The organism is Brevibacterium sp. K11IcPPYGO002 (genome assembly GCF_050920635.1).
Lineage (GTDB): Bacteria > Actinomycetota > Actinomycetes > Actinomycetales > Brevibacteriaceae > Brevibacterium.
Genome location: NZ_CP131929.1, coordinates 2,464,802 through 2,478,556, shown reverse-complemented (window position 1 = coordinate 2,478,556; position 13,755 = coordinate 2,464,802). Strand labels below are relative to the sequence as shown.

At 58.7% G+C, this 13,755-nt stretch carries 11 protein-coding genes; 6 read left to right on the top strand and 5 right to left on the bottom strand.

The window, feature by feature from the left end; translation table 11 throughout:
- Positions 1 to 78: 78 nt before the first annotated feature.
- Positions 79 to 1,035, bottom strand: coding sequence for an agmatinase (gene speB / locus QYM46_RS11235; protein ID WP_169252564.1), 957 nt, complete (start codon positions 1,033 to 1,035; stop codon positions 79 to 81).
- A 49-nt stretch (positions 1,036 to 1,084) separates the two neighbouring features.
- Positions 1,085 to 2,428: an MFS transporter gene (locus QYM46_RS11230; RefSeq protein ID WP_432788996.1), complete on the bottom strand. Its 1,344-nt coding sequence runs from the start codon at positions 2,426 to 2,428 to the stop codon at positions 1,085 to 1,087.
- A 117-nt stretch (positions 2,429 to 2,545) separates the two neighbouring features.
- Here QYM46_RS11230 and QYM46_RS11225 point away from each other — a divergent pair, with 117 nt between their 5' ends.
- Positions 2,546 to 4,066: a PucR family transcriptional regulator gene (locus QYM46_RS11225; RefSeq protein ID WP_432788995.1), complete on the top strand. Its 1,521-nt coding sequence runs from the start codon at positions 2,546 to 2,548 to the stop codon at positions 4,064 to 4,066.
- A gap of 324 nt (positions 4,067 to 4,390) precedes the next feature.
- Here QYM46_RS11225 and QYM46_RS11220 read toward each other — a convergent pair whose 3' ends face one another.
- Positions 4,391 to 5,161 carry an IclR family transcriptional regulator gene (locus tag QYM46_RS11220; RefSeq protein WP_432788994.1) on the bottom strand — a complete coding sequence of 257 codons (771 nt, stop codon included), beginning with the start codon at positions 5,159 to 5,161 and terminating at the stop codon, positions 4,391 to 4,393.
- A 76-nt stretch (positions 5,162 to 5,237) separates the two neighbouring features.
- On the opposite strand from QYM46_RS11220, the gene QYM46_RS11215 reads away from it, so the two are divergent.
- The 5 genes from QYM46_RS11215 (at position 5,238) to QYM46_RS11195 (ending at position 11,448) form a co-directional block, all read left to right on the top strand.
- Complete coding sequence (locus tag QYM46_RS11215) at positions 5,238 to 6,218, top strand: 2-dehydro-3-deoxygalactonokinase (RefSeq protein WP_432788993.1); 981 nt, start codon at positions 5,238 to 5,240, stop codon at positions 6,216 to 6,218.
- Entirely contained in the window at positions 6,211 to 6,825 is a 615-nt protein-coding gene (locus QYM46_RS11210; RefSeq protein ID WP_432788992.1) for a 2-dehydro-3-deoxy-6-phosphogalactonate aldolase, read from the top strand. Before QYM46_RS11215 ends, QYM46_RS11210 begins: the two co-directional genes overlap by 8 nt.
- A 35-nt stretch (positions 6,826 to 6,860) precedes the next feature.
- Positions 6,861 to 8,009 carry a galactonate dehydratase gene (dgoD, locus tag QYM46_RS11205; RefSeq protein WP_432788991.1) on the top strand — a complete coding sequence of 383 codons (1,149 nt, stop codon included), beginning with the start codon at positions 6,861 to 6,863 and terminating at the stop codon, positions 8,007 to 8,009.
- Positions 8,010 to 8,021: 12 nt separating this feature from the next.
- Positions 8,022 to 9,326, top strand: coding sequence for an MFS transporter (locus tag QYM46_RS11200; RefSeq protein WP_432788990.1), 1,305 nt, complete (start codon positions 8,022 to 8,024; stop codon positions 9,324 to 9,326).
- 364 nt (positions 9,327 to 9,690) lie between these two features.
- Complete coding sequence (locus QYM46_RS11195; protein WP_432788989.1) at positions 9,691 to 11,448, top strand: ATP-dependent nuclease; 1,758 nt, start codon at positions 9,691 to 9,693, stop codon at positions 11,446 to 11,448.
- A gap of 244 nt (positions 11,449 to 11,692) precedes the next feature.
- Here the strand turns inward: QYM46_RS11195 and QYM46_RS11190 are convergent, their stop codons facing one another.
- Together QYM46_RS11190 and QYM46_RS11185 are read right to left on the bottom strand one after the other, a co-directional pair.
- Positions 11,693 to 13,411, bottom strand: a complete 1,719-nt coding sequence (locus QYM46_RS11190; protein WP_432788988.1) for a DNA/RNA helicase domain-containing protein — start codon at positions 13,409 to 13,411, stop codon at positions 11,693 to 11,695.
- Entirely contained in the window at positions 13,398 to 13,715 is a 318-nt protein-coding gene (locus QYM46_RS11185) for a nucleotide pyrophosphohydrolase (protein WP_432788987.1), read from the bottom strand. Before QYM46_RS11185 ends, QYM46_RS11190 begins: the two co-directional genes overlap by 14 nt.
- Between the last annotated feature and the right edge of the window lie 40 nt (positions 13,716 to 13,755).

The following is a 13,755-nucleotide window of genomic DNA, read 5'->3' as shown; positions in this document are numbered from 1 at the left end:
GACCCGTCACCGGGCAGTGCCGCCGACGGGCCGATTCGGTCTGAGACGTCCTCAGAACCGAGTGCTCATCCAGAGACGTCAGTCGCTCGGAACGTGACTGAGCAGTCCCATAATGTCGAAGACGACAGTGGCAGCAGCCAACGATGTAGTGTCGGCGTGGTCGTAGGCGGGGGAGACTTCGACCACGTCTGCGCCTACGATATTCAGCCCCTTGAGCGACCGAAGCATTCTCAGCAGCTCGCGAGAATGCAGACCGCCCATCTCCGGTGTCCCGGTACCAGGGGCGAAAGCGGGATCGAGCACATCGATGTCGATCGACAAGTAGACAGGGGTATCGCCGATTCGCTCTTGGACTCGACGGACCGCCTCGGGGACTCCGATGTCGTCGATGTCCGAACAGCGGATGATTTGGAAGCCGAATTCGTGGTCGCGGACGAAGTCTTCCTGGTCATAGACCGGACCGCGAATGCCGACATGCATCGACCGGTCCTCGATGAGGAGGCCCTCTTCGAATGCACGGCGGAACATCGTGCCGTGGGTAATCGGCTCGTCGAAATAGGTGTCCCACGTGTCCAGGTGGGCGTCGAAATGCAGCAGTGCGACAGGGCCATGCACCTTCGTCGTGGCCCGAAGCAGGGGAAGCGCCACGGTGTGATCGCCGCCGAGGGTGATCACCGTCTTGTCCTTGCCGACAAATCGGTCTGCCGCTCTTTCGATCTGCGCCACGGCCTTCTCATTGTCATAGGGGGTGCAGGCGATGTCCCCGGCGTCGACGAACTGCGCGGTCTCGACGGGAGTGCAGTCGAGTTCGACATGGTAGCCCGGACGAAGGAGTCGGGATGCCTCCCTGATAGCAGACGGGCCGAAGCGAGCGCCCGGTCGAAATGATGTTCCGCCGTCGAACGGGACTCCGACGATGGCGACGTCGTAGTCGGGCACCGCTTCGAGCTGGGGGAGGCGGGCGAACGTGCCGAGACCGGCGTAGCGCGGAACTTCGGTTGCCTCGACTGGGCCGATTGGGGTATGTGTGACCATGAGTGTCTCCTTTTTTGGGTGTGCTTCGATGGGTTCTGGGGTGTTCGTTCTACGCTGCGGACTCGTGGGTTGCCGTCGAGGACAATGAGCGATTCGCAGTCTCGGGAGCGAGGATGATCGTCGCGATAAGTCCGATGAGGCTGATGCCCGCCCCGATTGCCAGCGACCCCGACGCTCCGAAGTTGATGATGGCCAAGGGCATGAGATACGTGCTGACGGCGCTGCCGATCCGGCTGACAGACGTGCCTATGCCAACGGCCGTCGCTCGGACCTCGGTGGGGAACAGCTCATTGGGGTAGACGATCTGGAGGAAGTTCGCCGATCCGGAGGCGATTGCGAAAATCGCGAGCATCACGAACAGAGTCACCGAACCTGCTGCCGGGATGAAGATCGGGATGGCCAAGACCACTGTGGCGAGGAGGAACGAGTAGAGCAGCAGCTTTCTGCGCCCGATCTTCTCCACCAGCCACAATCCTGGAATGCCTCCCACGACGAAGAGGGCAGAGATGATCAGCGAACCGCCGTAGAGATTGGCGTCTCCGGTCATTCCGAATGATGCCAGAAGTTCCGGGGCGAATGTGTAGACGGCGAACATGGGGATGACCTGCATCGTCCAGAAGACAGCGACGAATACCGTGCGTTTGAGATATGGGTGGCGGAAGACGGTGAGGAAGTTCGCCCTCGGGGCATCGTCTTCGACGGTCTCTCCCAAGTCTTCCAGCTCGTACTGCTCACCGTAGACCTTCTTGACCACGGCGCGTGCTTCGTCGTTTCTCCCCTGAGACAAGAGCCATCGGGCCGATTCCGGTGAGCCGAGGCGGAAGAGGAGTGTGATGATGGCGAAGAGCGCAGGAGAAATCAGGAGGTACCTCCAGGCATCTGGACCGATGTCCCGGAGGAGGAAGGCGACGAAGAATGCGAAGGCGGCGCCGATCGCCCACATCACGAAAGTGAATCCCAGGAAGCGGCCCCGATGCCGGCGGGGAAGGTATTCGGCCAGCAGTGAGGTCGCTATCGGATAATCGGCGCCGATCGCCGCGCCCAGCAGGAATCTCCACAGCACAATCTGCCACACTTCCGTCGACAGCCCCGACAGCAATGAGAAGACGGCCAGTGCGAGAAGATCGATGACGTACATCTTCTTCCGCCCGATCTTGTCGGTCACCCAGCCGAAGACGGCCCCGCCGGCGAAGATGCCAATGAGGCTCGCCGCTCCGAGCAGCCCTACTTCGGCGGGGGACATGTTCAGTCCCGGCTGCAGGGTGATGAGAGCGATCCCGACAATGGAGAGGGCGTAGCCGTCGAGGAAGGGTCCACCCGACGAGAAAAGCGTGAGCTTGTAGTGGAATGCCGTCAATGGCGCGTCGTCAACCGACCGAGCTGTCATGGACATGTGATTTCTCTCTCTTCGGGGTGTGTCTTAGTCCAAGGATGTCGAGTGTGGCGGCAACACGAAAGAATCGCGAGTATACAAATTAGACTGTCTTGTAGACATATGTATAGTGCTTTCATGGCTATCACTGTCGGCGAGCTCATCGCACTGCCCGAACTCCAATTGACCCTGCTTGCGGGCAAGGGAGGAACCGAGCGCACGGTCGAATGGGCTCACACCAGCGACCTCCCCAACCCGTGGCGATGGGTGGGTGCACGCCAGGCTCTGCTGACCAATGGCGGCGCGATACCGACCGCCGCCGACGACCAGATAGCGTGGGCACGGAGTCTCGCCGAGCGTGAGGTCTCGGGAGTCGGCATCGGAGCCGAGATGGGCGGTTCTGATCTCACCGATGAGCTGCTCGAGGTCTGCGACGACCTCGACCTGCCCCTCTTCTCCATCCCTTACCCATTGCCGTTCGTCGCTGTCGCCCAGGCAGTGGCCGAATCGGCGACGCTGGCCCAGACCCACCGTCTGCGGATCATCTCGCGACTCTACGATTTCATGAGCCGTGACCAGACGGAGTCTCTGACCGGTGCCGAGGCGGTGTCCACCGTCGCGGACATCATCGGTCACGAGATCGCGATCATCGATGACCATTGCTGGGACTCCTGGATTGCCAGCGAAGCATTGCCCGAGTGGGTTCCGCAGCTTGTCGAGCAGCGCGGGAGGTCAAAGCGGATCAATGTGCCTACGGTGTGGGAATCCCCATCGGCTGAGGTCGCTCATCTCGTGCCGCTGGGCACACTTCCGGGAGCCTTGGCGGTTTTCAGACGAAGCCACACCTCGAGTTCGGATCAATCGACGCTCTTGCACGCCGCCTCTGTGCTGGGGACGGCGCTGTCGCGCCGGGAACTGCAGGCGATGCACGTCAATCGTGTGCACAGCGAATACCTCAGCCGCATCCTCATCGATCAGAACCGGTTCGGCTTCGAGAGCTCCGGCTGGATGCATCAGCTCGGCTATTCGGGGCAGGTGGAGGCGGTCACTCTGTTGGGTCCTCCGTCTCGACGTGAGTCCACGGTGTCGCGACTTCAGCGGCACGGTGTCCGCTTGGAGGTGACCTTGCAGAACGAGCGGCATCTGCTCGTAGTTCAGCACAACGATTTGGCCACGACTCTCGAACATTGTTTGGAACCGCAGGTTCGCGCCGGGATCGGGCTCGCGGTCGACACCGGCGTAGTACATGAGTCGCTCAAGCAGTCGCTGTGGGCAGTCAAAACTGCTCCCGCCGACGCGTCCGCGTCGATCGTTCACTATGATCCGGCAACGCCGTGGATGGGATTCCACGACCCGCAGGCGGGAGAGGACTTCGTCAATCGGATCCTCGGACCTCTGCTCGACGACACACCGTCCCACGCCATGCTCATCGAGACCTTGGACGTATATCTAAAAGGGAACCGTTCACCGCAGAAAGCGGCGCAGCACCTCGTCGTTCACCGGCAAACCGTCATCCAGCGGATGAAGAAGGTCGAGGCGGCACTCTCGGTCGACCTCGCTGACACGGCAGTCATCGCTCAGTTGTGGGTGGCGATGACGGTCTACCGTGCTCTTGGAGACTCGAGGGCCTCGGGTCAGTTTCATAGAAGTAGGCGGTGAGCGTCTCGGTGGCGGACCCGGTCGATCGCACGATTCGTGTCGGTGACCTGCGTGATCTCTTGTTCGTCGACGGTGTGAATTTCTGAGGACTGCGATATTTGACTGTCAGGGGTCATCGCTATCGACTTTGCTTCTGGTGTTGAAGTGATGTGGTTGGACGGGCAGGTGTACGTGGCTGGTCATTTGGGGGAGTACCGGGAGTTCCTGGAGGACGGGCGCAACGCGAAGGCCTCGAGAGACTTGCGATTGCTCTGATCCTGGTGTCCAAGTATCGGAGTTCCTGCGCCGATATTTCGGGGCCAATCGAGAAATTTTCCAATACCGCTACCTGTACCCCAACTTCACCGAAATCTCCCTGGCCGCAGCCTTCATTACCGGCACCAGCGCCTGCATCCGATCTTTCGGCATAAATGGACGTGTGGCTGACAGCGAGATTCCAGCGACGATCTCCCCGCTGCCGTCTCGAATTGGAGCGGCCACACACCGGATGCCTGGTTCATTCTCTTCCAGATCGAACGAAGCCCCATCGCGCGTATAGCCGTGCATTCGTTGGATGAACGACTCCACCGCAGACGAATCTGCCTCAGGATTCTCCGCAACAAAGAGCCGCTCCCATCGATCTTCCTGTCCTAGCAACAGCGCTTTCCCGACGCCAGTCCGAGTCAATGGCATCCGGTGGCCGATGCGCGATCGCATCTCCGCCCCACGCGTGCCCGGAATCTTGTGGAGATAGAGCACCGACTCCCCATCCTCGACCGAGAGATGAATGGTGTCCTGCGTCCGTTCGGCCAGTGCCTCGAGGCTCTCTCTGGCGACCACTGGCAGTGGGTCCTGGTTGAGCGCGGTGAAACCAAACTCGATGAGCGTGGGCCCAAGCCGGAACTCCCCAGGCGACCCATGACGCAGATAGCCCATCTGTACCAACAGCTGAATCATGCGGTGCGCGCTCGACCTGCCAAGCCCCGTTGTCTCGACCACGGCTTTCAATGTCGTCGAGCCGTGCGCCACTGCACTGATGATCTGAAGGCCCCTGGCCAGGGTCTGTGTGCCCTGCGGAATGGTGTCACTCGAACGTGTCCCAAAGTTCTCGGTCATTCCACCAGTATGTCATCTATCCCACATATAGGGACAACGGTGGCGCATGATGGAACACCACCCCATAGTGACTTCTATGGCAAACCTGGCACCACCCGAGGCCCCGCAGATGATCGGCCTCGACTGGGGGACAAGCTCACTGCGAGCGTTCCTCATCGGCAACGGCGGAGAAATCCTCGCCGAACGTAACGGACCGGACGGGATCATGGCCGTCGGTCCCGATTCCACCGACCCGCGCGGCGACTTCTCCCACATCGCGCAATCCGCGATCGGTGACTGGCTCGCAAACTACGGTCAACTCCCGGTCCTGGCCAGCGGCATGATCGGTTCAACCCAAGGTATCGCCGAGGCGGGCTACCTCGACCTGCCAACCGATCTGGGAGATCTCGGCAAGCACCTCACAACAATTGAACTCGACACCGTCGACCTCAGCATCGTCCCCGGCCTGCAGAAGACCGCGAGCGAGACCGACGCTCCCGATGTCATCCGAGGTGAAGAGACCCAGCTGCTCGGACTGCTCACTCCCGAACTTTCAGAACAGCGCACGGTGGTCCTTCCCGGTACCCACTCAAAATGGGTGACCAGCGAAGGAACTCGCATCACCGACTTCTCCACCTCGATGAGCGGCGAAATCTTCGGTCTGCTGAGCACTTCGTCGATCCTCGCCCGCCTGGCCGAACCCACCGTCGACTTCCACCTCGAAGCCTTCGACTGGGGAGTAAGCATCGGAGCCGATGACCCCGCTGTTCTCACCTCGTCGCTCTTCTCCGCCCGCACCTGGGCCCTCGACGGGCGCCTGCTCGCCGAAGAGGTCAACGACTACCTGTCAGGAATGCTCATCGGCTCAGAGACCGCCAGCCAGCTGACACCGAATACCGAATCTTCCGCACCGGTCATCATCTGCGGTTCGACGAACCTCACCCAACGCTACTCACGCGCACTCAACCGACTGGGCCGGGAAACAGTCGTCGCGGATCCGCGCGCGGCCGCGACCGGACTCTTCCGCATCGCTGAACACTCCGGCCTCGTGCCGACTAAGGAGAACGCACATGACTGACTCAGTTCCCGCCGGCCTCATCGCGATCCTCCGCGGGGTCCGCTCCGACGAAGTCCTCGACATCGCCGAAGGCATCGTCGACGCCGGCTTCTCCGCGATCGAGGTTCCACTCAACTCGCCCGACCCACTCGCCTCGATTACCGCACTGGTTGAGCAATTCGGAGACACAGTGGAGATCGGCGCCGGCACGGTGCTCACCGCCAGCCAGGTCCGCGAGTGCCACCAGGCCGGTGCCCGCATCATCGTCGCCCCCGACACCGACCGCGATGTCATCACGACCGCACTCGAGCTCGGGCTCACCCCATACCCGGGTGCTGCGACCCCGACCGAAGCGTTCGCCGCAGTCAAAGCCGGCGCCACCAACGTCAAGCTCTTCCCATCCTCGGCGGTGGGGATCAGCGGAATGAAAGCCTGGCGCGAAGTTCTTCCCAGCGGCACCGAACTCTTCCCCGTCGGGGGAGTCGGCGCCGACAATGCAGCCGAATGGCGAAAGGCTGGCGCAGCCGGCCTCGGCCTCGGCTCATCCCTCTATCGCCGAGGCGACCGCCCCGACGACGTCCGCACCCGGGCCCAGGCGATCGCCTCGGCGTGGGCTCAATCCTTCTGACATCAACGACGATCACCGAACGAAAGGTAAGAACAATGAAGATCACGTCGATGACGACGTTTACCGTGCCGCCGAGGTGGCTCTTCCTCAAGATCGAAACCGACGAGGGGATCGTCGGTTGGGGAGAGCCGATCATCGAGGGCAAGGCCGCCACCGTGGCCGCCGCCGTCGACGAGCTCTCCGACCTGCTCATCGGCAAGGACCCTGCGAACATCGAAGACCTGTGGACGATCATGTATCGCGGCGGCTTCTATCGTGGCGGGCCGATTCTCATGAGTGCGATCTCCGGTATCGATCAGGCGCTGTGGGACATCAAGGGCAAGGCGCTCGGCCAGCCGGTTCATCAGCTGCTCGGCGGGAAGGTCCGCGACCGGGTCCGCACCTATTCGTGGATCGGCGGTGACCGTCCCGGTGATACGGCGGCGGCTGCGCTGGAGACGAAGAACCGCGGCTTCACTGCGGTGAAGATGAACGCGACCGAGGAGCTGCAGTTCATCGATTCCTACACCAAGGTCGACCGGGTCATCGAAAACGTCCAGGCAGTCCGTGAGGCCACGGGTGATGACTTCGGCATCGGTGTCGACTTCCACGGTCGCGTGCACAAGCCGATGGCCAAGGTCCTCATCAAGGAACTCGAACCCTACCGGCTGCTCTTCATCGAAGAACCGGTGCTCTCCGAACACTTCGGCTCACTGCGCGACGTCATGGCGAACACCCCGACGCCGATCGCGTTGGGGGAGAGGCTGTTCTCTCGGTGGGACTTCCGCGAAGTGGTCGCTTCCGGTGCCGTGGACATCATCCAGCCGGACGTCTCTCACGCCGGCGGCATCACCGAGACGCGGAAGATCGCGATGATGGCCGAAGCCTACGATGTGGCACTCGCGCTGCACTGTCCCTTGGGACCGATCGCGCTCGCCGCCTGTCTGCAGGTCGACGCCGGCAGCTACAACGCCTTCATCCAGGAACAGAGCCTGGGCATCCACTACAACGCGAGCAATGATCTGCTCGATTATGTCACCGATTCGTCGGTGTTCGACTACGACGACGGCATGATCACGATCCCGACCGGCCCCGGTCTAGGCATTGAGGTCAACGAGGAATACGTCATCGAGCGCTCGGCCGAGGGCCACCGGTGGCGGAATCCGATCTGGCGGCACGCCGACGGCTCGTTTGCGGAATGGTGAGGAGAGAGATCAATGACGAAACTCGACAACCTCACGGTCACCAAACCGACCCGAATCCGCTATATCATCGCGGTTCTCCTCTTCATCACCGTCGTCATCAACTACATGGACCGGGCCAACCTGTCCATCGCGATGCCGGCACTGTCTCAGGAATTCGATCTGACGACCGGGCAGCAGGGCATCCTGCTCTCGGCATTCGGGTGGACTTACGCTGCGATGCAGTTGCCCGGCGGGTGGCTTGTCGATCGAGTCCGTCCTCGAGTCCTTTATGCGTCGTGTCTAGTGCTGTGGTCACTGGCTACGTTGTTCATGGGAATGTCCGGCGGCTTCATCGCTCTCATCATTCTGCGGCTCATGGTCGGCGGATTCGAGGCTCCCGCGTATCCGATCAACAACAAGGTCGCGACCGCGTGGTTCCCGGAGCGTGAACGCGGGCGAGTCATCGCTTTCTATACCTCGGGGCAGTTCATCGGCCTGGCACTGCTCACACCGGTGCTGTCGTGGCTGCAAACGGTGCTCACCTGGCACTGGGTGTTCATCCTCACTGGTGTTGTCGGCATCTTCTGGGCTGGTGTCTGGTGGTTCGTCTATCGTGAGCCGCGCGACAAGGCCGGCGTCAACCAGGCCGAGATCGACCTCATCGCCTCAGGCGGGGGACTCGTCGACGTCGAAAGCGGCGCGAAGAAGGAGGCCAAGCCGAAGCTGAAGTGGTCCGACGTCAAGGTCGTGCTGACCCGGCGGAAACTGTGGGGCATTTACCTCGGCCAGTTCTGTCTGACGTCGACTCTGTGGTTCTTCCTCACCTGGTTCCCGACCTACCTCGTCGACTACCGGGGCATGGACTACATCGAGTCGGGCTTTATGGCATCGTTGCCGTTCATAGCCGCTCTCGTCGGTGTGCTGCTCTCCGGCACGGTCTCGGACCTCATGGTCAAGCGGGGCCTATCTCTGGGAATGGCGCGGAAGCTGCCGATCATCATCGGTCTGGCAATGACCGTGTTCATGCTTGGCGCGAACTACACGGATTCCTCGGCGTGGGTCATCGTGTTCATGTCAATCGCCTTCTTCGGCAACGGTTTCGCTTCGATCACCTGGTCACTGGTATCTGCGCTGGCACCTGAACGACTGCTGGGTCTGACGGGCGGCATGTTCAACTTCATCGGCAACCTGTCATCGATCGCGACCCCGATCGTCATTGGCTTCCTCGTCACCGATGTCGACTTTGCGCCGGCGTTCGTCTACATGGCCGCGATCACCATTGTCGGTGTGCTCTCGTACGTGTTCCTCGTCGGGAAGGTCGAGCGGGTGGAGGGGTAACGGTCAGCAATCTTCCGTCGGCGACTCAGAGTTGATTCTAGTATCAGTTTTGCGGGAGCATATCAGGCCGGAGACTCATAGAAAGATCATCGACTTTGGCATCCCGATACGGGTGATTGCGAGTGTCTCACAACTATCGACGAGTACCTCTGATCGTCGTCCGGGTTACGAGACATGGTATTGAGAATCGTCCATCGCATGAACACACCGGATAGCTCCCGAAAATTCAACTGAGACGAACAAATGCGTGTTTGAGTACGTGAGACTTCTCGTATGGCTAGGGATATAAGACGCTGAACCGTTTCTGGGGCGTTACTCAGGAAGAAGGGATTCCGGTAACCTGAGAAAAACTAGAGGAGAGCGCATGCGGCTTGTTGAAGTGATGGTCCGGAACTACAGGTCGATCGGTTCGCAGACAAAGTTCGACGTCGAGGACTTGACTACTCTTGTCGGTCCAAATAATGAAGGTAAGACCAATCTGCTCAGGGCTTTGGGGTTGGGGATGTACCTCATCGAGCGATGGAGCACACTTCCTGCCGGTCTGTCTAAAGACGGGGAATTGACTGGCTCCGCAGCTTCACACGTTCTTCGATCATCTCGATTCTCTCCTGGCTCGAGAAGACAGGAACGTCTGGGGTATAGCTGGTCCGATGACTACCCGCTGTCAAAGCAGGAAAAGCGGGGATCGCGACCGACGATCATCCGCTTGAAATTTCAGCTGACCGATGAGGAGGTGGATGAATATACCCGTTCGATTGGTATTGCAAACAACGGTGAGCTGCCGATTGAAATCAGTTTATCGCGGGGGTCAGCCTCGTTTGGAGTGGTCAAGCCCGGACGGGGCGCTGCTAGTCACAAGACGAAGGCAAGCGAGATTGCTGCCTTTATCGCATCAAAGCTTACGTTTGTGCTTATCCCAGCGGTTCGCACCGTCGAGCAGGCTCGTAGTTTACTGAGCGACCTAACGAGGCTCAGAATGCGCGAGATCACTAAATCGGACGAATATGTCCGGCTGACTAAACGTCTCAATGAGTTGCGGCAGGCTGCCGTCTCCGAAGTGGGGTCCGAACTGACGTCATCAGTTAGTCGATATCTTCCTTCGGTTGTGGACGTGAAGCTCATGACCACTGACTTCGAGCGGTCAGACACAGTAGACGACGTTCTGATCGACGATGGCTCGATTACGTCCATCGCAAACAAAGGCGACGGAGTGAAGAGTCTCGTCACCCTCGCATTGATTCAGGAGCTCGCTAAGGAGAAAGCGCAGAGCCACAGTTTCATCTTGCTAGTTGATGAACCGGAGGCGCACCTGCACTCTTCGGCAGTTCATGAGCTGCAAATGCTCTTCCAAGAGCTCTCTTCCACGCAGCAGGTCATTCTGGCGACCCACAACCCTGTATTCGTTAACCGAGACCGAATCGGCTCGAACGTTTTAGTGCAGACGAATGAAGCAAGGCCTGAAAAAACCATTGGTCAAATCCGTCAGGCACTCGGAGTTCAACTCCACGACAATTTAGATTCGGCCGAAACCGTGATTCTGGTTGAGGGTCTCACAGATGCAAAGGCACTGCCGCACCTTTTGGCCAATGATGCGCCGCTGCTTCGCGCAGATATTCGGAACGGACGAGTCGTCTTTAAAGCTACCAAAGGCAGCGGTAAGTTACGTGCTCTCATTTCGCGCGAGAAGTCGTCTGTCTCGCGAATCATCGCTGTTTTGGACGGGGACGAGGCTGGTCAGGCCGAGGCTAGTCGACTCCGTGAGGAACGATTGCTATCTCCAGAGAATATCTTTGTGGTGCGGGATTCGACGCGTAAGTACTCGGAACTCGAGGACCTGCTGGAACCGAGTGAATATGTTTCTGCGTTGTCAGATCTCTTCGGTCGCCCCTTCGCTTCTAAACACTTTGCCAAGCGTTCGCTCAAATGGTCGCAAAATCTCGCAGCCGCAGCGGCGTCTTTGGGCCTCGCAGACAGCTACGAGGACCTCGAAACCAAAGCGAAACGATGCGTCGCTCAACGGGTGACTGAAGTTGACAGTGCGGTGCTCAAGGAGAGTGCAAAGGAAAACATTGATGCTCTTCGCCTGCTGATCTGGCCTGGCAGCAAGGACCCTACTGTCTAACACTGGTGTACTTACCTCCCGCGGTCGACTTCTGTTCGACAATGCCACCCTGCTCCTCGCAAGCGCAGTTCGCGATCGTACGGAGGTTGTCTAGACCGGGGTTGGCCAAGGCTGTCGTGGCTAGTGAAAGCTCCCGATTAGCCTCGTTCCAAGGCAAATTCCGATACCAAGGCGTCTCATAACTTTCGTGTCTTCAAACCCATAGGTTGTGAGACAGCTCAGCTGTGCAGTGCCATCGTCTGCGTTAGAGCAAAGGTTGAAGACGTTCTCGCAGAGCAGGGTCGCAGATGTATACATATGTGCCCCGAATTCCTCGTGTGAGCAGCACGCTGTAGATGTTGCGAACATACTCGAGCAGGTCTTCGTCGGTGTATCTGATTCCGAGTTTGGGGTTGTTCTCGCGGCCCTTCTTGTCGTGATAATTGTCGCGGTCAAAGATGAGCATTCCTGCGACGGGATCGTAGCGGAGGTCGTTGCCGATGATGACGCCGACATAGTTGAGATCGTAGCCCTGGACTGTATGGATCGAGCCGACTTCTTCGACTGATTTGGGTGAGTTGATCCAGTCAGTGGTGGCCGTGTTCCACCTCATTTGCTCGCCGTCGAGATCGATGTCGTAAGCGGTCTTATCGTTCTTGCTCTTCCACGGCCATGCATAGCCAGCTACCAATCGCGACAGCCCGTGATCTTCTTCTCGCTTATGAAGCTCCCGTCGCATCTCGCCTAGGTCAGTGAATAGCCGAAGATCGTAGTCGCCGAAGTCCTCACGGGCCTTGGGAGGCTTGTTGCTGAGCACTTTGCGGATGTAGCTGACATAGTCCTTTTCGGCTGAGATGCGCATCTGGGTTCGAAGCGGATAGTGCCGTTCCGCCGCTTTTGCTCGTGACACGAGACCCTGTGTGGCGGTTGATGGCAAATCCGCCGGTCGAACGGTCTGGCCGACATCGAGCATGAGGATGGAGTGGTGGCTCTGCTTCTGTACCCAATCCAGCTGAGTTTTCTGCGGATCGTCCCAACCAAAAAGCTTTTCGTTGATCTCAATGAACTTCTTGTTGAGTGGTCCTGATGCCTGATTTGCCCTCTGATTGAGGCGGTGAGCTTCATCGACAACAAGTAGGTCGAACTGTTCAGCGTTCTCACCGACTTGGAACGGCGTCAGCACCATGCCCTTGCTCAGTCCGGGAGTCAGCTTGAACACTTTGGCGATTGAGTCTCGCAGTGATTGCTGAGGGACGACTATTCCGAATTTAAGGGACCTGAGCAGCTCGGCGTGTTCAGGCGTGAAATAGTCACTGAAAATGGAATCGATGTCGAGCGGCTCTTCCGAGTCGTGTCGCCTGATGTCTTCCAGCAACTTGAGCAGGTAGATTGCGACAACCGTTTTGCCTGTTCCTGGAATGCCTTCGACAACGACGGTGTTATTAACGCCCCTCTCTAAGTCGTCAAAGAATCCCTCTAGAATGTCATCGACAGCGATGGCCTGATCATGGTTGAGTGACTTGAATGGCGATAGCTTGAAGAGATCGCTGTTGATGATCTGAGGGATGGTTCGTTTGAAGAGCTTTTCCTGAGACCGTAGCTCTTCGAAGATCTGATGGAACGTTTTGTTGTAGGTCTCGCGGTCGAAGTAGTCGGCATCGGTGATCCCCGCGTTGAGGTTGAGCACCTGGCGGCTACCATCGCCATGGAACATGCGGATGAGGAACGACTCCAGATCCAGGCACGCCGACTTATTGAAAGTGTCATCTAGTACAACTCTGACTGACTGCAGCCGTTGCTTAGTATCAGATTTCAAATGCTGCCGCATTCGTCCCTCGACGTTGAGAGACTCACCGATGTACACCTCATTGTGATTATTCATTACATAAACAACTGGCCAGTTTCTATGCCGTGGATGGGCGGCGCCCCACACTTCGACCTGCTCTGATTTAAATGGAAACCGTTCGATTTTAAAGCTGGTCATATTTAACGCTCGTGCCTCGAGCCTTTTCCGCTGGGTACTTCTCGCGAGTCTTGGCCAGCTTGTCCAAAATGATGGTGTCGGGATCCAGGTCCAGTTTGTCCGCGAGCAACATGCAATAGGTCAGCACATCAGCCAACTCGTCCTTTGCGGACTCGAGGTCGGCATCTCCCCATTGGAAACATTCGAGTAGTTCTCCCGCTTCGATGGAAACGCTCTTCGCGAGATTCTCGGGGGAGTGGAACTGCTGCCAATCGCGTTCTGCCATGAACTGACGGATTGTGTCGCGAACAGAATCTTCGTACATGACTTCAAGGTATCAGCGACGTGCGACAAGTGGGCGAAGC